17 protein-coding genes are annotated in these 19958 nt (G+C 65.1%); 8 read left to right on the top strand and 9 right to left on the bottom strand.

Annotated features, from left to right (window positions below; all coding sequences use genetic code 11):
* The 8 genes from pilP (at window position 1) to hemE (ending at window position 13623) form a co-directional block, all read left to right on the top strand.
* Window positions 1-525 (top strand): type 4a pilus biogenesis lipoprotein PilP, encoded by a 525-nt coding sequence (gene pilP, locus RTW82_RS15325; RefSeq protein ID WP_316925696.1) that lies wholly within the window; start codon window positions 1-3, stop codon window positions 523-525.
* 53 nt (window positions 526-578) lie between these two features.
* Window positions 579-2654: a type IV pilus secretin PilQ gene (pilQ, locus tag RTW82_RS15320; RefSeq protein WP_316925612.1), complete on the top strand. Its 2076-nt coding sequence runs from the start codon at window positions 579-581 to the stop codon at window positions 2652-2654.
* A 5-nt stretch (window positions 2655-2659) separates the two neighbouring features.
* Window positions 2660-3178, top strand: a complete 519-nt coding sequence (aroK, locus tag RTW82_RS15315; protein WP_081672329.1) for a shikimate kinase AroK — start codon at window positions 2660-2662, stop codon at window positions 3176-3178.
* A 51-nt stretch (window positions 3179-3229) separates the two neighbouring features.
* Window positions 3230-4333: a 3-dehydroquinate synthase gene (gene aroB / locus RTW82_RS15310; RefSeq protein ID WP_021221339.1), complete on the top strand. Its 1104-nt coding sequence runs from the start codon at window positions 3230-3232 to the stop codon at window positions 4331-4333.
* A gap of 10 nt (window positions 4334-4343) precedes the next feature.
* A complete protein-coding gene (locus RTW82_RS15305; RefSeq protein ID WP_316925611.1) occupies window positions 4344-6023 on the top strand; it encodes an AAA family ATPase in 1680 nt (559 codons plus the stop codon).
* A 253-nt stretch (window positions 6024-6276) separates the two neighbouring features.
* Window positions 6277-10722 carry a glutamate synthase large subunit gene (gene gltB / locus RTW82_RS15300; RefSeq protein WP_316925610.1) on the top strand — a complete coding sequence of 1482 codons (4446 nt, stop codon included), beginning with the start codon at window positions 6277-6279 and terminating at the stop codon, window positions 10720-10722.
* A 115-nt stretch (window positions 10723-10837) separates the two neighbouring features.
* Window positions 10838-12256: an FAD-dependent oxidoreductase gene (locus RTW82_RS15295; RefSeq protein WP_263400891.1), complete on the top strand. Its 1419-nt coding sequence runs from the start codon at window positions 10838-10840 to the stop codon at window positions 12254-12256.
* Window positions 12257-12555: 299 nt separating this feature from the next.
* Complete coding sequence (gene hemE / locus RTW82_RS15290; RefSeq protein WP_021221335.1) at window positions 12556-13623, top strand: uroporphyrinogen decarboxylase; 1068 nt, start codon at window positions 12556-12558, stop codon at window positions 13621-13623.
* A gap of 48 nt (window positions 13624-13671) precedes the next feature.
* On the opposite strand, the gene RTW82_RS15285 is transcribed toward hemE, so the two are convergent.
* From RTW82_RS15285 to RTW82_RS15245, 9 genes are all read right to left on the bottom strand, one after another.
* Window positions 13672-14175 carry a hypothetical protein gene (locus RTW82_RS15285; RefSeq protein ID WP_316925609.1) on the bottom strand — a complete coding sequence of 168 codons (504 nt, stop codon included), beginning with the start codon at window positions 14173-14175 and terminating at the stop codon, window positions 13672-13674.
* Window positions 14176-14315: 140 nt separating this feature from the next.
* A complete protein-coding gene (locus RTW82_RS15280) occupies window positions 14316-14543 on the bottom strand; it encodes a hypothetical protein (protein ID WP_316925608.1) in 228 nt (75 codons plus the stop codon).
* A 126-nt stretch (window positions 14544-14669) separates the two neighbouring features.
* Complete coding sequence (locus RTW82_RS15275; RefSeq protein ID WP_316925607.1) at window positions 14670-15116, bottom strand: excinuclease; 447 nt, start codon at window positions 15114-15116, stop codon at window positions 14670-14672.
* A gap of 44 nt (window positions 15117-15160) precedes the next feature.
* Complete coding sequence (locus RTW82_RS15270) at window positions 15161-16387, bottom strand: beta-ketoacyl-ACP synthase (protein WP_316925606.1); 1227 nt, start codon at window positions 16385-16387, stop codon at window positions 15161-15163.
* On the bottom strand, window positions 16387-17115 hold the full coding sequence (gene fabG, locus RTW82_RS15265; protein ID WP_021221330.1) for a 3-oxoacyl-ACP reductase FabG: 729 nt from the start codon (window positions 17113-17115) through the stop codon (window positions 16387-16389). Before fabG ends, RTW82_RS15270 begins: the two co-directional genes overlap by 1 nt.
* Window positions 17112-17561, bottom strand: a complete 450-nt coding sequence (locus tag RTW82_RS15260) for a hotdog family protein (RefSeq protein WP_316925605.1) — start codon at window positions 17559-17561, stop codon at window positions 17112-17114. Before RTW82_RS15260 ends, fabG begins: the two co-directional genes overlap by 4 nt.
* A complete protein-coding gene (locus tag RTW82_RS15255) occupies window positions 17558-18745 on the bottom strand; it encodes a beta-ketoacyl-[acyl-carrier-protein] synthase family protein (RefSeq protein ID WP_316925604.1) in 1188 nt (395 codons plus the stop codon). The genes RTW82_RS15260 and RTW82_RS15255 overlap by 4 nt, the downstream gene beginning before the upstream one ends.
* Window positions 18742-19233 carry a DUF3261 domain-containing protein gene (locus RTW82_RS15250; protein WP_316925603.1) on the bottom strand — a complete coding sequence of 164 codons (492 nt, stop codon included), beginning with the start codon at window positions 19231-19233 and terminating at the stop codon, window positions 18742-18744. Before RTW82_RS15250 ends, RTW82_RS15255 begins: the two co-directional genes overlap by 4 nt.
* The gene (locus RTW82_RS15245) at window positions 19230-19958 is read right to left on the bottom strand and encodes a class I SAM-dependent methyltransferase (protein ID WP_184490611.1); all 729 of its coding nucleotides are present in this window, start codon (window positions 19956-19958) and stop codon (window positions 19230-19232) included. Before RTW82_RS15245 ends, RTW82_RS15250 begins: the two co-directional genes overlap by 4 nt.

The raw sequence follows: 19958 nt of genomic DNA, 5'->3' as shown, positions 1-19958 counted from the left end.
ATCAGCGCCCGTCTTATTCTTTCTGGTCTGCTGTTGGCGAGTCTTTCCGGTTGCGGAAATAGCGGTGACTTCGCTGATCTTCAAGCGTACATGGATGAGGTTCGTGCTCGTCCGAAGGGCTCGATCGAACCGCTCCCGAAGTTTCAGCCCTATGAGGCATTTACTTACAGCGCGGCGGCCTTGCGCAGTCCTTTCCAGCCGCCGGTCAAGATCGACTTGGCGAACAAGATAAAGGGCAGCAAGGATGTGCATCCGGATGAAACCCGGGTCAAGCAATTCCTTGAGGGCTTCAATATCGAAGCATTCGAGATGGTAGGCACGCTTTCCAATGAGGGGGGCATGTTTGCGCTTGTTCGGGGTGCTGGAGGGGTGCACCGAATAAGGGTTGGCGATTTCCTGGGCCGCAATGACGGCAAAGTCATCGCTATCAATGAATCCAAGATTGACGTCGTCGAGATAGTCCCGGACGGAGAGGGCGGCTGGCTGGAGCGCCCGCGCAGTCTCACGCTCAAAGAGCGCTCTTAAGGGCGGGGTGACTTATGAACAACAAACACCGGTCTGCACAACGGAACCAGATAATGAACAGCTCGCTTTCGCGCCTCGGTATTTCTCTATTGGCCGTCATGTTGTCGCCAGTACTGCTGGCCGCTGACCTGCAGGGCCTCGATGTAGCGGCGTTGCCTGGTGGCAAGGTCGAACTGAAACTCGCTTTTGATGAGCCTATTGTGGCGCCGCGTGGCTATACCATCGAGCAACCGGCGCGCATCGCTCTGGATCTTCCCGGGGTGGCCAACAAGCTGGGCAGCAAGAACCGTGAGCTCGGCGTCGGTAACGCGCGCAGCGTCACTATCGTCGAAGCTAAAGACCGTACCCGGTTGATCGTCAATCTAGCGACACTCGTGCCTTACAGCACGCGTGTTGAGGGTAACAATCTCTTCGTCATAGTTGGTGAAGCAGCTGTTGCCGGTCAGCAAGTTGCCAGTTCCGCTCCTGTGGCGGCGCCCGCCGCAGCTGCGCCCGTCAAGGCTTTTGCGGCGGTCGGCAAGGCAATCAACAATATCGACTTCCAGCGCGGCGATCAGGGCGAGGGCAATGTTGTCATCACTCTGTCCGACCCGACTGTGAGCCCGGATATTCAGGAGCAGGGTGGCAAGATCCGCCTCGACTTCTCCAAGACCCAGCTTCCCGAGTCTCTGCGTGTCCGTCTTGATGTGAAAGACTTCGCGACCCCTGTTCAATTCGTCAGTGCTTCTGGCTCCTCGGGGAACGCCAGTATCACCATCGAGCCCACTGGCTATTACGACTACCTGGCGTATCAGACCGACAACAAGCTCACCGTCAGCATCAAGCCGTTGACGCAGGACGATGTCGAGAAGCGCAAGAACGAGCGCTTTGCCTACTCCGGCGAAAAGCTCTCGCTGAACTTCCAGGATATCGATGTACGTTCGGTGCTGCAGTTGATCGCCGACTTCACCGACCTCAACCTGGTGGCCTCGGATACCGTTCAAGGCAATATCACGCTGCGCCTGCAGAATGTGCCCTGGGATCAAGCGCTGGACCTCGTCCTGAAGACCAAGGGTCTCGACAAACGCAAGGTGGGTAACGTGTTGCTGGTCGCTCCGGCAGACGAGATCGCTGCGCGTGAACGCCAGGAGCTCGAGTCTCAGAAGCAGATTGCCGAACTGGCACCGCTGCGTCGCGAGCTAATCCAGGTGAACTACGCCAAGGCGGCGGACATCGCCAAGCTGTTCCAGTCCGTGACCAGTGGCAACGAATCCTCGGATGAGCGCGGCTCGATCACTGTGGATGACCGCACCAACAGCATCATTGCCTACCAGACCCAAGACAAACTGGACGAACTGCGCCGTATCGTTGCGCAGCTCGATATCCCGGTCCGTCAGGTCATGATCGAGGCCCGTATCGTCGAAGCCAACGTGGACTACGACAAGTCGCTGGGCGTGAACTGGCGCGGGGCTCGGGTAGGCGACAACAACTTCGTGATTGGTGGTAACGGTGGTATCCGTACAGGCGGAGGCGGCACTTCTCCGAACGCCGCGCTTGGTACCTTCGTTGATATGGGGGCCACGGGTGCCACTTCTTCCCTCGGCATCGGCTTCGTAACCGACAACACCATCCTCGACCTCGAACTCTCCGCCATGGAGAAGACCGGTAACGGCGAGATCGTGTCCCAGCCCAAGGTCGTTACCTCGGACAAGGAAACCGCCAAGATCCTGAAGGGCGCTGAGATTCCGTATCAGGAAGCCAGCTCCAGCGGTGCCAGCACCACCTCCTTCAAGGAAGCGGCCCTGTCCCTGGAAGTGACCCCGCAGATCACGCCTGACAACCGCATCATCATGGAAGTCAAGGTGACCAAGGACGCCCCGGACTTCTCCAACGCGTTGAATGGCGTACCGCCGATCAACAAGAACGAGGTCAACGCCAAAGTTCTGGTCAGCGATGGCGAAACCATCGTGATCGGTGGTGTGTTCTCCAACACCCAGACCAAGGCGACCGACAAGGTTCCCTTCCTCGGTGACCTGCCGTTCCTAGGTCGCATGTTCAAGCGTGATGTGGTCCAGGACAAGAAATCCGAGCTGCTGGTCTTCCTCACCCCGCGTATCATGAACAACCAGGCTATTGCGGTGAGTCGCTGACATCAGTGCGTAATTTGATCCTCGTTGGCCCGATGGGAGCTGGAAAGAGCACCATCGGGCGTTTGCTTGCCAAAGAACTGCGCCTGCCCTTCAAGGATTCCGATAAGGAAATCGAGCAGCGGACGGGCGCGGATATCCCCTGGATATTCGATGTCGAGGGCGAGCAGGGCTTTCGCGATCGCGAGCAGTCGATGCTGGAAGAGCTCTGCCTCGCTGATGGCGTGGTGGTCGCGACCGGTGGCGGTGCTGTCTTGCGCCCGGCCAACCGGGAAGCGCTCAGGGGCGGCGGTCGCGTGGTCTACCTGCACACCTCGGTGGAGCAGCAAATCGACCGCACTTCCCGCGACCGCAACCGGCCTTTGCTGCGCACTGCCGATCCAGGCCGGGTGCTGCGCGACCTCATGGCTATCCGTGATCCCCTCTACCGCGAAATCGCTGACATCATCATCGAGACCGACGAGCGGCCGCCGCGCATGGTGGTGCAGGAGATACTCGAACGATTGCAGGCACTGCCACCCCGTTAAAGCAGGGGCGGAACTGCGCTATCCTAGTGCCCTTTTCATAGCGGGGGCCCCATGCGGACACTTCAGGTCGATCTTGGCGAGCGTAGTTATCCCATCCATATCGGTGCTGGCCTGCTGTCGCAGGTCGAGCTTTTCGCGCCCCACATCGCCGGCAAGCAGGTGGCAATCGTCACCAACGAGACCGTCGCCCCGCTCTACCTCGAACAGCTGACCCGCACGCTTTCCGCCTACAAGGTGCAGCCGATCGTGCTGCCCGATGGCGAAGCCTTCAAGAACTGGGAAACCCTGCAGCTGATCTTCGACGGCCTGCTCACGGCGCGTCATGACCGTCGTACCACCATCATTGCCCTGGGCGGTGGGGTGATCGGCGACATGGCTGGTTTTGCGGCGGCCTGCTACCAGCGCGGCGTCGACTTCATCCAGGTGCCCACGACGCTGTTGTCCCAGGTGGATTCCTCCGTGGGTGGCAAGACCGGTATCAACCACCCGCTGGGCAAGAACATGGTCGGTGCCTTCTACCAGCCCCAGGCGGTGATCATCGATACTGCGACGCTGCGCACGCTTGCGCCGCGCGAGCTCTCCGCCGGCCTCGCCGAAGTGATCAAATACGGCCTGATCTGCGATGAGCCCTTCCTGCCTTGGCTGGAGGAGCACATGCCAGCCTTGCGCAACCTGGAGCAGGAGCCCCTGACCGAAGCCATCGAGCGCTCCTGTGCCGCCAAGGCGCGTGTAGTCGGTGCCGATGAGCGCGAGTCCGGCGTGCGTGCCACCCTCAACCTCGGCCACACCTTCGGCCACGCCATCGAGACCCACATGGGCTATGGCGTCTGGCTGCACGGCGAGGCGGTTTCGGCCGGTACGGTGATGGCCCTGGAGATGTCCCGGCGCCTGGGCTGGATTAGCGAAGAGGAGCGTGATCGTTCGATCCGCCTGCTGCGCGATGCCGGCTTGCCCATCGTGCCGCCGGAGGAGATGACGCCTGCGCAGTTCCTCGAACACATGGCAGTTGATAAGAAGGTCCTCGACGGTCAGCTGCGCCTGGTGCTGTTGCGCGCGATCGGCGAGGCCGATGTGACGGCGGATTACCCGCGAAATATTCTGGACGACACCCTGAGCGCGGACTACCGCGCCCTGGCTGACCAGCTTGGAGAGTAAAAAGAGTCCCATGACCAGCCTGCACGCCGATGAGGCCTTCCTGGCCCACTACCAGTTCACCCACGACCCCTTCGCCGCGCGGGTACCCGGCTTCAAGTTCTATCCCGCCCAGCGCAAGCCGGTGCTGGGGCAGCTGCATCACCTGGCCCGCTACAGCCAGCTGCTGCTGGTGGTAACCGGTCCCCAAGGCAGCGGCAAGACCCTGCTGCGCCAGGCGCTGGTCGCCAGCACCAACAAGCAGGCGGTGCAAAGCGTGGTGATATCCGCCCGTGGCGCAGCCGAGGCCGGTGGCCTGATGCGTTTGGTCGCCCAGGGGTTGGGTGTGGCGCAGACCGACTCGCGTTCCATCCTGGCCCAGGTCGGGCAGCTGGCGCTGACCGGTCAGGAGGTCTACCTGCTGGTGGATGATGCCGAGGAGCTCGACGATGCGGGCCTCGACAATCTGCTGGCACTGGCTGCGGGTAACAGTGAAGCGCGTCCGCACGTGTTTCTCTTCGCTGATTCCAGCCTGCTGCCGCGCCTGGAACTGCTGGCCGATGGTGAAGAACGTTTCCACGCCATTGAACTTCTGCCCTACAGCGAGGACGAAACCCGCGAATATCTGGCGCAGCGGCTCGAGGGCGCCGGACAGGGGATTGAGCTGTTGACCGAAGAGCAGATCGAGGACGTTCATCTGCAATCCGGTGGTTGGCCCGGCGGCATCAATCAGTCCGCTCGTGAACTGTTGGTCGAGGCCATGCTCGCCGAGCGGGGGGCCTCGCGCAAAGGAGGGTTCAGCTTGAATCTACCGAAGAAGCACCTGCTGGCACTGGGGGTCGTCGCGATTGGCGTGGTTGCGGCCTTGGCGATGCAGAATCGCTCGGATAGCCCGGCGTCCACCCAGCCCACCACTGCGCAACTGCCCATGGGGCAGCAGCCGGCACCCGCTGCTGAAGCGCCCGCTGGCCAGGCCCCGGCGCCGGGCGGTGCACCTGCCGTCGAGTTCGCCGGCTCCTCGCAACCGCTGCCGTTGCCCCTGGTGGGCGAGGCCCAGCCGGTGATCCGTGAACCGCTGGCCCAGGCCGCTGGCCAGGATGATCTCGATGACGGCGGTGCCCAGCCCGGTTCTCAGGCGTCCATCCCGCCGACCGTCACCACGGTCGCGCCGCCCGTTGGCGCCGTTGCGGGTGCCGCTCCGGCCGTGCCGCCGGCTCCGGTGATCACCCAGCAGCCAGCGGCGGCCAAACCTATCCAGCCGATCGCCACGGCGCCGACCTCGGCTTCCTCCGCGCCTGCTGCGGTTCCGGCAGCGCCTGCCAAGCCCGCCGTTGCGGCCACCCCGCCAGCCAAGCCGGCCGAGAAGCCTGCCGCAGCCAAGCCCGCTGCCGCCCCGACCGTGGCCAGCGCCGGCACCGCATCCGCCGGTGCAGGTGATGGTTGGTACCGCTCCCAGGCTGGCGGCCACTATGCCGTGCAGATTCTCGGCACCAGCTCCGAAGGCAGCGCCAAGGCGTTCGTCCAGCAGAACGGCGGCGAGTACCGCTACTTCAAGAAGGTCCACCAGGGCAAGCCGCTGTACGTCGTCACCTACGGCAACTTCGCCAGTCGCAACGCCGCCCAGGCTGCGATCAAGGGTCTTCCCGCCAAGGTCCAGGCCGGCAAGCCCTGGCCCAAGAGCTTCGCCAGCATCCAGCAGGAAATCGCCCGCTAACAGCGGGCACCCCCTCCCTCCCGCCTCCGTGACCGGAGGGTCGATAGCACGACCTTCCGGTCTAATCCTTCGGTTTGGCGACATAAACTTTCATTGGATCGTCGTGAAGATTTGTGACGAGCCAGGTGGATATGTACAATGACCTCCCTTTTGCCTGCGCAAAGCTGGCGCCTAGTCCTGCGCGTGTGGTAAGTGGTTGAACTACAAAGCAATTTTGCCTTTTTAACAAGGCAGTTCCTGGTGAGAGTTCCCTATGAAAGCAGGTCTGTACCATCCTGATGAGTTCAAGGATAACTGCGGTTTCGGCTTGATCGCCCATATGCAAGGCGAGGCAAGCCACCATCTTTTGCAAACCGCTATCGAAGCACTGACCTGCATGACCCACCGCGGCGGTATCAACGCCGACGGCAAGACCGGTGACGGTTGCGGCCTGCTGATCCAGAAACCCGATCTGTTCCTGCGTGCCACGGCCAAGGCCGAGTTCGCGGTCGAACTGCCGGCTCAATACGCCGTTGGCATGGTCTTCCTGAACCAGGACCAGGCCCGCGCTGAAGCCGCCCGTGCCAACATGAACCGCGAGATCGAAGCCGCCGGCCTCACGCTGATCGGCTGGCGCAAGGTGCCTACCGACACCAGCGTCCTCGGTCGCCTGGCGCTGGAGCGCCTGCCGCAGATCGAACAGGTGTTCATCGGCGGTGAAGGCCTCTCCGACCAGGAAATGGCCATCAAGCTGTTCAGCGCCCGCCGTCGTTCCTCGGTGGCCAACGCCGACGACAGCGAGCACTACATCTGCAGCTTTTCGCACAAGACCATCATCTACAAAGGCCTGATGATGCCGGCCGACCTGCAGCAGTTCTACCCGGACCTGGGTGACGAACGCCTGCAGACCGCCATCTGCGTATTCCACCAGCGCTTCTCCACCAACACCCTGCCGAAGTGGCCGCTGGCGCAGCCCTTCCGCTTCCTCGCCCACAACGGCGAGATCAACACCATCACCGGCAACCGCAACTGGGCCCTGGCCCGTCGCACCAAGTTCGCCAACGACCAGCTGCCCGATATCGACGAGCTCGGCCCGCTGGTCAACCGCGTCGGTTCCGACTCCTCCAGCATGGACAACATGCTCGAGCTGATGGTCACCGGCGGCATCGACCTGTTCCGCGGCCTGCGCATGATCATTCCGCCGGCCTGGCAGAACGTCGAGACCATGGATGCCGACCTGCGTGCCTTCTACGAATACAACTCCATGCACATGGAGCCCTGGGACGGCCCCGCCGGCGTCGTGCTGACCGACGGCCGCCACGCCGTCTGCCTGCTCGACCGCAACGGCCTGCGCCCGGCCCGCTGGGTCACCACCAGCAACGGCTACATCACCCTGGCGTCCGAGATCGGCGTCTGGGACTACAAGCCCGAGGACGTGATCGCCAAGGGCCGTGTCGGCCCGGGCCAGATCCTCGCCGTGGACACCGAGACCGGCCAGGTCCTGACCACCGACGACATCGACAACCGCCTCAAGTCGCGCCACCCCTACAAGCAGTGGCTGCGCCAGAGCGCCGTGCGCATCCAGGCCAAGCTCGACGACGACCATGGCGTGGCCAGCTACGACAGTGACCAGCTGAAGCAGTACATGAAGATGTACCAGGTCACCTTCGAGGAGCGTGATCAGGTCCTGCGCCCGCTGGGTGAGCAGGGTCAGGAAGCCGTCGGCTCCATGGGCGACGACACTCCCATGGCCGTGCTCTCGCGTCGTGTGCGCTCCACCTACGACTACTTCCGCCAGCAGTTCGCGCAGGTCACCAACCCGCCGATCGACCCGCTGCGCGAAGCCATCGTGATGTCCCTGGAAATCTGCCTGGGCGCCGAGCGCAACATCTTCTCCGAGTCCCGCGAGCACGCCACCCGCGTGATCCTCAGCAGCCCGGTGATCTCCCCCGCCAAGTGGCGTGCGCTGATGAGCCTCGACCGCGAAGGCTTCGAGCGCCAGGTCATCGACCTCAACTACGACGAGTCCGTCGGCCTCGAAGCCGCCGTGCGCAACATCGCCGACCAGGCCGAAGAAGCCGTGCGCTCCGGCAAGGTGCTGCTGGTCCTCACCGACCGCCACATTGCCCCCGGCAAGCTCCCGGCCCATGCCTCCCTGGCCGTTGGCGCGGTGCACCACCGCCTGACCGAGAAAGGCCTGCGTTGCGACTGCAACATCCTGGTCGAGACCGCCACCGCGCGTGACCCGCACCACTTCGCCGTCCTGGTGGGCTTCGGCGCTTCCGCCGTCTACCCCTACCTGGCCTACGAAGTGCTGGCCGACCTGATCCGCACCGGCGAAGTCCTGGGCGATCTCTACGAAGTCTTCAAGCACTACCGCAAGGGCATCTCCAAGGGCCTGCTGAAGATCCTCTCGAAGATGGGCATCTCCACCATCGCCTCCTACCGCGGTGCGCAGCTGTTCGAAGCCGTCGGCCTGTCCGAGGAAGTGGTCGAGCTCAGCTACCGTGGCGTCGCCAGCCGCATCAAGGGTGCGCGCTTCGTCGACATCGAGGCCGAGCAGAAGCTGCTCGCCAATGAGGCCTGGAACAACCGCAAGCCGATCCAGCAGGGCGGCCTGCTGAAGTTCGTCTACGGCGGCGAATACCACGCCTACAACCCCGACGTGGTGAACACCCTGCAGGCCGCCGTGCAGCAGGGCAACTACGAGAAGTACAAGGAATACGCCGCCCTGGTGGACAACCGCCCGGTGTCGATGCTGCGCGACCTGCTCAAGGTGAAACTCGCCGAGCAGCCGCTGTCCCTGGATCAGGTCGAGCCGCTGGACGCCATCTTCAAGCGCTTCGACGCGGCCGGCATCTCCCTCGGCGCCCTGTCGCCGGAAGCCCACGAGGCCCTGGCCGAGGCCATGAACCGCCTCGGTGGCCGCTCCAACTCCGGTGAGGGCGGCGAAGACCCGGCGCGCTACGGCACCGTGCGCAGCTCCAAGATCAAGCAGGTCGCCACCGGCCGCTTCGGTGTCACCCCCGAGTACCTGGTCAACGCCGAAGTGCTGCAGATCAAGGTCGCCCAGGGTGCCAAGCCCGGCGAAGGTGGCCAGCTGCCTGGCGGCAAGGTCAACGGCTTGATCGCCAAGCTGCGCTATGCGGTGCCCGGCGTGACCCTGATCTCGCCGCCGCCGCACCACGACATCTACTCCATCGAAGACCTGTCGCAGCTGATCTTCGACCTCAAGCAGGTCAACCCCAAGGCGCTGGTCTCGGTGAAGCTGGTGGCGGAAGCCGGTGTCGGCACCATCGCCGCCGGCGTGGCCAAGGCCTATGCCGACCTGATCACCATTTCCGGCTACGACGGTGGCACCGGCGCATCGCCGCTGAGCTCCATCAAGTACGCCGGCAGCCCCTGGGAGCTCGGCCTCGCCGAAACCCACCAGACCCTGCGCGGCAACGACCTGCGCGGCAAGGTCCGGGTACAGACCGACGGTGGCCTGAAGACCGGCCTCGACGTGATCAAGGCCGCCATCCTCGGCGCCGAGAGCTTCGGCTTCGGCACCGGCCCGATGGTCGCCCTGGGCTGCAAGTACCTGCGCATCTGCCACCTGAACAACTGCGCCACAGGCGTCGCCACCCAGAACGACAAGCTGCGCAAGGACCACTTCATCGGCACCGTCGAGATGGTCACCAACTACTTCACCTACGTCGCCGAAGACACCCGTGAGTGGCTGGCCAAGCTCGGTGTGCCGAGCCTGGGCGCGCTGATCGGCCGTACCGACCTGCTGGAAATGCTCCCTGGCGAGACCGAGAAGCAAGGTCACCTGGACCTGTCCCCGCTGCTGGGCAGCGACAAGGTCCCGGCCGACAAGCCGCAGTTCTGTGAAGTCGAGAAGAACCCGCCGTTCGACCAGGGCCTGCTGGCCGAGAAGATGGTCGAGATGGCCAAGACTGCCATCGACGCCAAGAGCGGTGCCGAGTTCGCCCTGGATATCTGCAACTGCGACCGTTCCATCGGTGCCCGTGTCTCTGGCGAAATCGCCCGTGTGCACGGCAACCAGGGCATGGCCAAGGCGCCGATCACCTTCCGCTTCAAGGGCACGGCGGGCCAGAGCTTCGGCGTGTGGAACGCCGGTGGCCTGAACCTGTACCTCGAAGGCGACGCCAACGACTACGTCGGCAAGGGCATGACCGGCGGCAAGCTGGTTATCACCCCGCCCAAGGGCAGCCCGTTCAAGACCCAGGAGTCGGCCATCATCGGCAACACCTGCCTGTACGGCGCCACCGGCGGCAAACTGTTCGCCGCGGGCACCGCAGGTGAGCGTTTCGCCGTGCGCAACTCCGGCGCCCACACCGTCGTGGAAGGCACCGGCGACCACTGCTGCGAATACATGACCGGCGGCTTCGTCTGCGTCCTCGGCAAGACCGGCTACAACTTCGGTTCGGGCATGACCGGCGGCTTCGCCTACGTGCTCGACCTGGACAACAGCTTCGTCGACCGGGTCAACCACGAACTGGTGGAAATCCAGCGCATCAGCAACGAGGCGATGGAGGCTTACCGCAGCCACCTGCAAAGCGTGCTGGCCGAGTACGTCAAGGAAACCGAAAGCGAGTGGGGCGCCCACCTGCTGGAGAACCTGGACGACTACCTGCGCAAGTTCTGGCTGGTCAAGCCCAAGGCCGCGAACCTGGCGTCGCTGCTCTCCAGCACCCGAGCCAACCCGCAATAACAAGCAGCCCAAGCCGCGAGCCCGAGCGTGATGCACGCCGGGCCCGCTGGCTAACCGTGATGAGTCTTGCAGCTTGCAACTTGTAGCTTGCCGCTGCTGTTAAGAGGTTTTTCAAATGACTGAACGTCTGAACAACGACTTCCAGTTCATCGAGGTCGGGCGCAAGGATCCGAAGAAGAAGCTGCTGCGTCAGCGCAAGCGCGAATTCGTCGAGATCCATGACCTGTTCAAGCCGCAGCAAGCGGCTGACCAGGCGCACCGTTGCCTCGGTTGCGGCAACCCCTATTGCGAGTGGAAGTGCCCGGTGCACAACTTCATTCCGAACTGGCTGAAGCTGGTTTCGGAAGGCAATATCCTGGCCGCCGCCGAACTGTCCCACCAGACCAACACCCTGCCGGAAGTCTGCGGCCGCGTGTGCCCGCAGGACCGCCTCTGCGAAGGTGCCTGCACCCTCAACGACGGTTTCGGCGCGGTCACCATCGGCTCGGTGGAGAAGTACATCACCGACACCGCCTTCGCCATGGGCTGGCGCCCGGACATGTCCAAGGTCAAGCCCACCGGCAAGCGCGTCGCCGTCATCGGTGCGGGCCCGGCCGGCCTCGGCTGTGCCGACATCCTGGTGCGCAACGGCGTGACCCCGGTGGTGTTCGACAAGAACCCCGAGATCGGTGGCCTGCTGACCTTCGGCATCCCCGAATTCAAGCTGGAGAAGACCGTCCTCAGCCGCCGCCGTGAAGTCTTCACCGGCATGGGCGTCGAGTTCCGCCTGAACACCGAGATCGGCAAGGACGTCACCATGCAGCAACTGCTGGATGAGTACGACGCCGTGTTCATGGGCATGGGCACCTACACCTACATGAAGGGCGGCTTCCCGGGCGAAGACCTGCCGGGCGTGCACGACGCGCTCGACTTCCTCATCGCCAACGTCAATCGCAACCTCGGTTTCGAAAAGGCGCCGGAAGACTTCATCGACATGAAGGGCAAGCGCGTCGTGGTCCTCGGCGGCGGCGACACCGCGATGGACTGCAACCGCACCTCCATCCGCCAGGGCGCCAAGTCGGTGACCTGCGCCTACCGCCGCGACGAAGAAAACATGCCCGGCTCGCGCAAAGAGGTGAAGAACGCCAAGGAAGAGGGTGTGAAATTCCTCTTCAACCGCCAGCCCATCGCCATCGTCGGCGAAGACAAGGTGGAAGGCGTCAAGGTGGTCGAGACCCGTCTCGGCGAGCCGGACGCCCGTGGCCGTCGCAGCCCCGAGCCGATCCCGGGCTCCGAGGAAATCATCCCGGCGGAAGCCGTGTTGATCGCCTTCGGCTTCCGCCCGAGCCCGGCTTCCTGGTTCGAGCAGTTCGACATCAGCATCGACAGCCAGGGCCGTGTGGTCGCACCCGAGCAGAACCAGTTCAAGCACCAGACCAGCAACCCGAAGATCTTCGCCGGTGGCGACATGGTCCGCGGTTCCGACCTGGTGGTGACGGCGATCTTCGAAGGCCGCAACGCCGCGGAAGGCATCCTCGATTATCTCGGTGTTTAAGAGGTAAGACACAAGCTGCAAGTGCGTAGGGTGGATGCCGCTCTTTGCATCCACCGGCGGTGCCGAACCGGGCTCCGCTGCGGTGGACCGGTGAAGTGTGGTCCACCCTACGATCCGAACTGAGGAGCAGTCATAAGCGGCAAGCTTCAAGCTGCAATTGGCGCCCGCTTCAACTCGGGCTTGTGGCTTGTAGCTCCTCGCCGCGACATTCTGTCGCTATAGACAAAAGGCACGGCACCCGCCGTGCCTTTTGCGTTGGGCTTTGCGAAAATGCCCGCACTTTTTCGTTGGACACTGCCATGACCGTCTTGAAGAACGACCGTTTCCTCCGCGCCCTGCTCAAGCAGCCCGTTGATGTCACCCCCGTCTGGATGATGCGCCAGGCCGGTCGTTACCTGCCGGAATACCGGGCCACCCGCGCCAAGGCCGGTGACTTCGTCAGCCTGATGAAGAACCCCGAGCTGGCCTGCGAGGTCACCATCCAGCCGCTGGACCGCTACCCGCAGCTGGACGCGGCGATCCTCTTCTCCGACATCCTCACCATCCCCGATGCCATGGGCCAGGGCCTGTACTTCGAGACCGGTGAAGGCCCGCGCTTCAAGAAGGTGGTCAGCAGCCTGGCCGACGTCGAGGCCCTGCCGATCCCCGATCCCGAGCAGGACCTGGGCTACGTGATGGACGCCGTGCGCAACATCCGCCGCGAGCTGAACGGCCGCGTGCCGCTGATCGGCTTCACCGGCAGCCCCTGGACCCTGGCCACCTACATGGTCGAAGGCGGCTCCAGCAAGGACTTCCGCAAGTCCAAGGCGATGCTCTACAACGATCCCCAGGCCATGCACGCCCTGCTCGACAAGCTGGCGAAATCGATCATCGCCTACCTCAACGGGCAGATCCTCGCTGGCGCCCAGGCGGTGCAGATCTTCGACTCCTGGGGCGGCAGCCTCTCGGCGGCGGCCTACCAGGAGTTCTCCCTGGCCTACATGAAGCAGATCATCGATGGGTTGATCCGCGAGCATGACGGGCGTCGCGTCCCGGTGATCCTGTTCACCAAGGGCGGCGGCCTGTGGCTGGAATCCATGGCTGACAGCGGCGCCGAGGCCCTGGGCCTGGACTGGACCTGCGACATCGGCAGCGCCCGCGCCCGCGTCGGTTCCAAGGTCGCCCTGCAGGGCAACATGGACCCGGCCGTGCTCTACGCCAACCCCGCCGCCATCCGCGCCGAGGTGGGGCGCATCCTCGCAGCCTACGGCCAGGGCAGCGGCCAGGTGTTCAACCTCGGCCACGGCGTCACCCCGGAAGTCGACCCGGCCAACGCCGGCGCTTTCTTCGAGGCCGTCCACGAGCTGTCGGCGCAGTACCACCGCTGAGTGGTACCCGCCCATGAAAAAGGCCGCTGATGCGGCCTTTTTCCTTTCTCAGTTCACCTTGATCAGTTCCGCCCTGCGGTCCTCGGGGATCTGGTCGATGGTGAGCAGCGTCAGGTCCTTGCCGCCGGCCTGGCCGACCAGCTGGTTGCCCAGGTTCGCCGCGGTGTTTTCCGGCAGCTTGTACATCGCGCCGGTCAGTGGGTCGACGATCAGCATGCCGATCAGGCCGCCGAACAGCAGGTTGCCCCAGTACCAGCCGTTGAGGCTCGAATTCAGCTTGATCTCCTGGTCGGCGAAGCCTTCCTTCTTGAAGGCGATGGTGTAGTTGGCCTTCTTGAAGTAGCCGCGGCCGGACTTCAGCGTCACCGTCCCCGGCGTGGTGCCGCTGTGGATGACGTTCCCCGTGCTGTCCTTGATCTCGAAATTCGCCCCCACCGGCGTGCTGCTCACCGATACCGGATAGGCGCTGTCACTGACGATGCTGGCGCACCCGGAAAGCAGCGTGGTGGAGAGGGCGAACGAGAGAAACAGGTTCCTTTGGAAGTTGCGCAAGATCAGCTCCTTGTCGTCTTGGCGTATGCCCGGGCCCTGATGGCTTTTCGCGTTGCGTGTGGGCAGCGGCACTATACGAAGGTGGCAATTTGATGTCATCTGCGCCGTTCATCGACAAGGAGCGCCTATCTCCGTAGTGCTCAGGAAAGGCGGATATCGCTTATCCCCAGCAGCTCGGCCTGCTGGATCACCTCTTCCTCGGTGGCGTCCGCCGGGGGCATCACCAGGCTGTTCTCGGCATCGGCGAAGTGCAGCACCAGCAGGCGCATGGCGGCTTCTCCGGGGGCGGGCCGCCGGTCCAGTTCCAGCACGTGGTGTCGCGGTTCGTTGTGGAAGCGGTAGTGAAGGGTGAATGTCTGCTGGGGCATGCCGGGTCTCCTCGAGGGCTGGGTCGGTCTCGATTGAGTTGACTTTCCGGTCAGCTAATTCGTTCAGGGCATTTCCCGTGCCCATGAAAAAGGCCGCTTGCGCGGCCTTCCAACAGCTGCAACGCCTTACTTGACGTTGGCGATGGCGCCCTTGAGGGCTACGCCGGCCACGAAGGCACCAGCGTGGCACTCATACTTGGTGGCGTCCTTGTATTCCTTTCTCTTGTAGTTGCTGGCGATGTCCACCACCGCGTTGGCGCCGGCCGCCTTGGCCGCGTCCTGCAGGCGGATCAGGGCGGACTGCAGCACCCAGCGGCAGGCTTCCTCGTCGCTCTTGTTGAAGGCGTTGGTCTTCTGGTTGGTGGTGATGTTGGGGTTGATCACCGTCACCTTGCCGGCCGGGGTGTTGCCGGCCAGGTAGAACTTCACGCTGCCATCCAGGCGACCCGCTTGCACGGCCTCGGTGACCACGGTGTTGAAGTCGAGGTAATGCACGGTATCGCGGGCTTGGCTGATACCGGGCAGAACAGCGGCGGACAGTACAGCAACAGCGGTCCAGGTCTTGAGGCTCATGGTGTCTCCTTGACGGTCTTGTTGGGATATCGGTTGTTTTCTGTTCAGCGCCAGCGACGGAAGATCAACGAGGTGTTGACCCCACCGAAGGCGAAGTTGTTGTTCATCACGTACTCGTTGCTCATCTGCCGGGGCTCGCCGCGCAGGTAGTCGAGCTCGCCGCAGGCCGGGTCCACGGCATCCAGGTTGAGGGTGTGGATGTACTGGTCGCTGTTCATCATCTCGATGCTGAACCAGGACTCCAGCGCGCCGCAGGCGCCCAGGGTGTGGCCGAGGAAGCTCTTCTGCGAGCTGATGGGCATGCGCGCGCCGAACAGGCTGCTGGTGGCCAGGGATTCCGCCACGTCGCCCTGCTCGGTGGCTGTGCCGTGGCCGTTGACGTAGCCGATGGCCTCGGGCGCCAGGCCGGCGTCCTGCAAGGCCAGCTCCATGGCGCCGCGCATGGTCGCCTGCTCCGGCTTGGTGGTGTGCTGGCCGTCGGAGTTGCAGCCGAAGCCGACGATCTCGGCGTGGATCTTCGCGCCACGGGCCAGGGCGTGCTCCAGTTCTTCAAGCACCAGGATGCCGGCCCCTTCGCCGATCACCAGGCCGTCGCGGCCGCTGTCGTAGGGGCGCGGCGAGGTGTGCGGGGCGTCGTTCTTCAGGCTGGTGGCGTAAAGCGCGTCAAACACCATCGCCTCGGTGGGGCAGAGCTCCTCGGCGCCACCGGCGAGCATCATCGGCAGGCGGCCGAACTTGATCGCCTCATAGGCATAGCCGATGCCCTGGCTGCCGCTGGTGCAGGCGCTGGAGGTGGGGATCAGGCGGCCCTTGAGGCCGAAGAAGATGCTGATATTGGCCGCCGCCGTGTGCGGCATCATGCGCACGTAGGAGTTGGCGTTGAGGCCGTCCGCCACCGAGTTCAGCAACATGTTGCCGAAGGCCTTGATCTCGTCGGTGCTGCCGGTGGACGAGCCGCAGGCCACGCCCATGCGCCCATCCTGGATCATCGCATCGCCTCTCAGCCCGGCATCGGCCAGCGCTCGCTCCGCCGCGTAGACCGCCAGCTTGGAAACGCGGCCCATGCTACGCATCTGCTTGCGGGTCCAGTGCGAGGGGGTGGCGAAGTCGTCGATGGGGCCGGCCAGGCGGGTGTTCAGCTCGGTGAAGCGGTCCCACTCGTCCATGCGGCGGATGCCGCTGCGGTTGCCCAGGAAGTTGGCCGAGATGCCGGCCCAGTCGTTGCCCAGGGAGGTGACGCCGGCCATGCCGGTAATGACGACGCGTTTCATCAGCACAACCCACCATTAACAGCGAGGACCTGGCGGGTGATGTACCCCGCCTCCTCGGACATCAGGAAATTCACGGCGCCGGCCACTTCCTCCGGCGTGCCCATGCGCTGGGCCGGGATCATCTTGAGGATCTCCTCCACCGGTACCTGCTCGTCGAGGATCTCGGTGTCGATCAGCCCCGGCGCCACGCAGTTGACGGTGATGCGGCGCTTGCCCAGCTCGATGGCCAGGGCCTTGGCGGCGCCGATCACGCCGGCCTTGGAGGCGCTGTAGTTGACCTGGCCACGGTTGCCGATCAGCCCCGAGACCGAGGTGATGCACACGATGCGGCCCGGCTTGCGGCGGCGGATCATCGGCATGCACAGCGGGTGCAGCACATTGTAGAAACCGTCCAGGTTGGTGCGCAGCACGCTGTCCCAGTCCTCCTCGGTCAGTGCCGGGAAGGCGCCGTCGCGGGTCAGGCCGGCATTGCACACCACACCGTAGTAGGCACCGTGGACTTCGACATCGCCCTCCAGCTGCTCGCGGCAGGCGGCGCGGTCGGACACGTCGAACTGCAGCACCCGGGCATGGCGGCCCAGGGCCTCGATCTCGGCTTTCACCGCCTCGGCCTCATCGCGGCGCGAGCGGCAGTGCAGCACCAGGTCGAAGCCGGCGCGCGCCAGGCGCAGGGCGATGGCGCGGCCGATGCCGCGGCTGGAGCCGGTGACCAGGATGGTCTCGCTCATGGTTGGGGTTCCTCCAGGTAACGGGCCACCTGCGGCGGGCGGAAGACATTGAGACGGGCGAAGGCAGCGATGCCGGGCCCGTCCAGCTGGCATTCGAAGACACCCATGCCGTTGTCGTCCTGCAGCGTCCGGGTGGCGCGGATATGCAGCTCGACGCCGGCCGGGAAGCGGTCGACGTCGCATTGAAAGATGCGGGTGCCGAGCAGGAAGCCCAGCTCCACGGGTTGTCCCGCCTGGCGTGCCTGGCAGCCGGCGTAGGCGGCGATGCTCTGGGCCATCAGCTCGACGCCGACCCAGGCCGGCAGGCTGCCGTCGTCCTGGCTGAACAGCCCGGGGCGCACGGTGGCGGTGGTTTCCACGTCCTCGTCGCCGAAGCGCAGCACGCGGTCGATGAGGATCATGTCCCCGGCGTGGGGGACCAGCTCGGCAATCGGCCAGTCGTTCATGGCGCATCTCCGATGATCAGGCTGATGTTGCTGCCGCCGAAGGCGAAGGAATTGCTCATCAGCCGGCGGCCGCCGGCTTTCTCCAGCGCGCCGCCGTGGCGCACCAGCTGCAGCGCGGGCAGCTCCGGGTCGGCGTCGCCGTCCCACAGGTGCGGCGGCAGCAGGCGGTCGCGGTTGTGTTCGCTCAGGGCCAGCCAGCAGAAGGCCGCCTCCAGCGCGCCGGCGGCGCCCAGGGTATGGCCGGTCAGCGGCTTGGTGGACGACACCGGCACCCCCGCCGGGAACAGCGCGGCGGTGGCCTGGCTCTCCATGGCGTCGTTGTGCGCAGTGGCGGTGCCGTGCAGGTTCAGGTAGTCGATGCCCTCGGCACAGGTGCCGGCGTCGGCCAGGGCCTGGCGCATGGCGCGCTGGGCGCCGATGCCGCTGGGTTCGGGGGCCGAGATGTGGTGCGCGTCGGAGCAGGCGCCGGCGCCCAGCAGGGCGATGGGGCCCGGCTCGCGGTCCAGCAGGAACAGCGCCGCGCCCTCGCCGATATTGATGCCGTTGCGGTTGCGCGACAGCGGGTTGCAGGGCTCTGCGGAAACCGCCTCCAGCGCGCTGAAACCATTCAGGGTCAGGCCGCAGAGGGAATCCACGCCGCCGCAGATCACCGCGTCGCACACGCCCAGGGCCAGCAGCCGGCGTGCGCTCATCAGGGCGCGGGCGCTGGAGGTGCAGGCGGTGGAGATGCAATAGGCCGGGCCGCGGGTGCCCAGCCAGGCGGCGAGGAAGGCCGCTGGTGCGGCCAGTTCCTGCTGCGGGTAGCGGTAGTCGTCCGGCAGGGTGCCGCTGCGCAGGTGCTCGCCGATGCCTTCGCTGGCTTCCTGGATGCCCGAGGTGCTGGTGCCGAGGACGATGCCCACCCGGTCCAGCCCATGGCGCTCGATGGCGGCGCGCAGTTGCGGCTCGATCTCCAGGGTGGCGGCCAGCAGCAACTGGTTGTTGCGGCTCTGGCAGTCCTCCAGCCCGGCCGGCATGGCCGGCAATTCGCCGGGCACGGCGCCGATGCTCAGTTCGCGCTCGGCGACCCAGCCACCCTGGCGGCGCATGCCCGAGGCGTCGCCGGCGAACAGCGCGTCGGCCACTGCCTGCTTGCCCTGGCCCAAGGCGCAGACCAGGCCCAGGGCATTGAGATTGGCGGTCATCGGGGTTCCTCGTCGAGGGCGGTGATTCGGTAATGCGGGCCATCGCGGCGCTGCAGGTCGAAGTCCTGCGGCGCGCGGTAGGCGATGCTCCAGCGGCCGGCCAGCTCACGGCGGCCATCTTCGGCGATGCGCTGCTCGATGCCCGCGTAGGCCGGTTGCAGCGCCTCGGCCGGGGCCAGGGCGTAGAGCAGCGCGGCGAAGAGTTCGCGGGCCTCGTCGTTGGGCGGCAGCAGGCCGTCGTTGCGCCAGTTGCCGTCCTGCAGCAGCTGGCGCGACAGGGGCACGCCCAGGGGGTCGAACAGCGACCAGCGCAGCGCCGGCCCTTCGGCCTGCACCACCAGCAGCCAGTCACGCACCTCGCCATCGGCCTGGCGCTGCACCTGCAATGACTGCGGCAGCTCCAGCCTCGGCGGCCGCTCGGGCACCGGCGTACGCGCCGCGCAGGCGGCGAGCAGCAGGCACAGGCCGGCGAGCAGCAGGCGTCTCATCGGCCGTCATTCTCCAGGGGCTTGCGTGCCACGGCGTTGACCAGGGTCTCGTCGCGCTGGCCGGGCGGCGGCGGGTTGCGCAGGCCCCAGCGCTCCAGCAGGCCGAAGTCGGCGGAGCGGCTCCACCACAGGTAGGGGTAGGAGACGTTGCGCGGCTCGAAGGCGAAACCCTGGCCGCGCAGCATCTCCAGGTATTCCTCGGCGGTGCGCTGCACGTGCATCGGGTGGCGGAACAGCCAGCGGATCACCCAGGTGTCGATGTAATAGCGGGTGGACTCGGCGAACAGCAGGTAGCCGCCCGGCTTCAGCACCCGCCAGAACTCGGCCAGGGCGCGTTCCTGCTCCACCAGATGATGGAAGGTCTGGTGGCAGAAAAGGAGGTCGACGCTGGCGTCCGGCAGGGCGATCTCGGCGCAGTCGCTGCTCACCAGCTGCACCTCCAGCCCCAGGCGCTCAGCCTCGGCGCGGGAGCAGTCGAGGCTGTGCGGGTCGGCGTCGAGGCCGATCATCCGCGCGGGGGCGAACGCCGCATTCAGCAGGCCGAAGGACTTGCCCTGGCCACAGCCGGCGTCCAGCAGCACCGGCGCTTCCGGCAGGGGCTCGGCGAACAGGCCCTTGAGGTCGTTGATCGCCACGCGCAGCACGTGGTGCTGCCAGGTGTGGCTCTGCAGGAACCAGAAGCCGAAGCGGGTCTCCTCGACGTAGGTGGCGGCGGCGCGTTCCAT

Origin of the sequence: Pseudomonas sp. zfem005 (assembly GCF_032621735.1) — a bacterium.
GTDB classification, from domain to species: Bacteria; Pseudomonadota; Gammaproteobacteria; order Pseudomonadales; family Pseudomonadaceae; genus Metapseudomonas; species Metapseudomonas solani.
This window is presented reverse-complemented; position numbering and strand designations above follow the sequence as displayed.

What these genes read in the sequence shown, in the direction of transcription:
- RTW82_RS15295 (WP_263400891.1), top strand. Translation starts at nt 10,838, where the DNA reads ATGACTGAACGTCTGAACAACGACTTCCAGTTCATCGAGGTCGGGCGC.
- RTW82_RS15245 (WP_184490611.1), bottom strand. Translation starts at nt 19,958, where the DNA reads ATGGAACGCGCCGCCGCCACCTACGTCGAGGAGACCCGCTTCGGCTTC.
- RTW82_RS15250 (WP_316925603.1), bottom strand. Translation starts at nt 19,233, where the DNA reads ATGAGACGCCTGCTGCTCGCCGGCCTGTGCCTGCTGCTCGCCGCCTGC.
- RTW82_RS15275 (WP_316925607.1), bottom strand. Translation starts at nt 15,116, where the DNA reads ATGAGCCTCAAGACCTGGACCGCTGTTGCTGTACTGTCCGCCGCTGTT.
- RTW82_RS15305 (WP_316925611.1), top strand. Translation starts at nt 4,344, where the DNA reads ATGACCAGCCTGCACGCCGATGAGGCCTTCCTGGCCCACTACCAGTTC.
- aroB (WP_021221339.1), top strand. Translation starts at nt 3,230, where the DNA reads ATGCGGACACTTCAGGTCGATCTTGGCGAGCGTAGTTATCCCATCCAT.
- pilQ (WP_316925612.1), top strand. Translation starts at nt 579, where the DNA reads ATGAACAGCTCGCTTTCGCGCCTCGGTATTTCTCTATTGGCCGTCATG.
- RTW82_RS15280 (WP_316925608.1), bottom strand. Translation starts at nt 14,543, where the DNA reads ATGCCCCAGCAGACATTCACCCTTCACTACCGCTTCCACAACGAACCG.
- gltB (WP_316925610.1), top strand. Translation starts at nt 6,277, where the DNA reads ATGAAAGCAGGTCTGTACCATCCTGATGAGTTCAAGGATAACTGCGGT.
- RTW82_RS15255 (WP_316925604.1), bottom strand. Translation starts at nt 18,745, where the DNA reads ATGACCGCCAATCTCAATGCCCTGGGCCTGGTCTGCGCCTTGGGCCAG.
- RTW82_RS15270 (WP_316925606.1), bottom strand. Translation starts at nt 16,387, where the DNA reads ATGAAACGCGTCGTCATTACCGGCATGGCCGGCGTCACCTCCCTGGGC.
- fabG (WP_021221330.1), bottom strand. Translation starts at nt 17,115, where the DNA reads ATGAGCGAGACCATCCTGGTCACCGGCTCCAGCCGCGGCATCGGCCGC.
- RTW82_RS15260 (WP_316925605.1), bottom strand. Translation starts at nt 17,561, where the DNA reads ATGAACGACTGGCCGATTGCCGAGCTGGTCCCCCACGCCGGGGACATG.
- hemE (WP_021221335.1), top strand. Translation starts at nt 12,556, where the DNA reads ATGACCGTCTTGAAGAACGACCGTTTCCTCCGCGCCCTGCTCAAGCAG.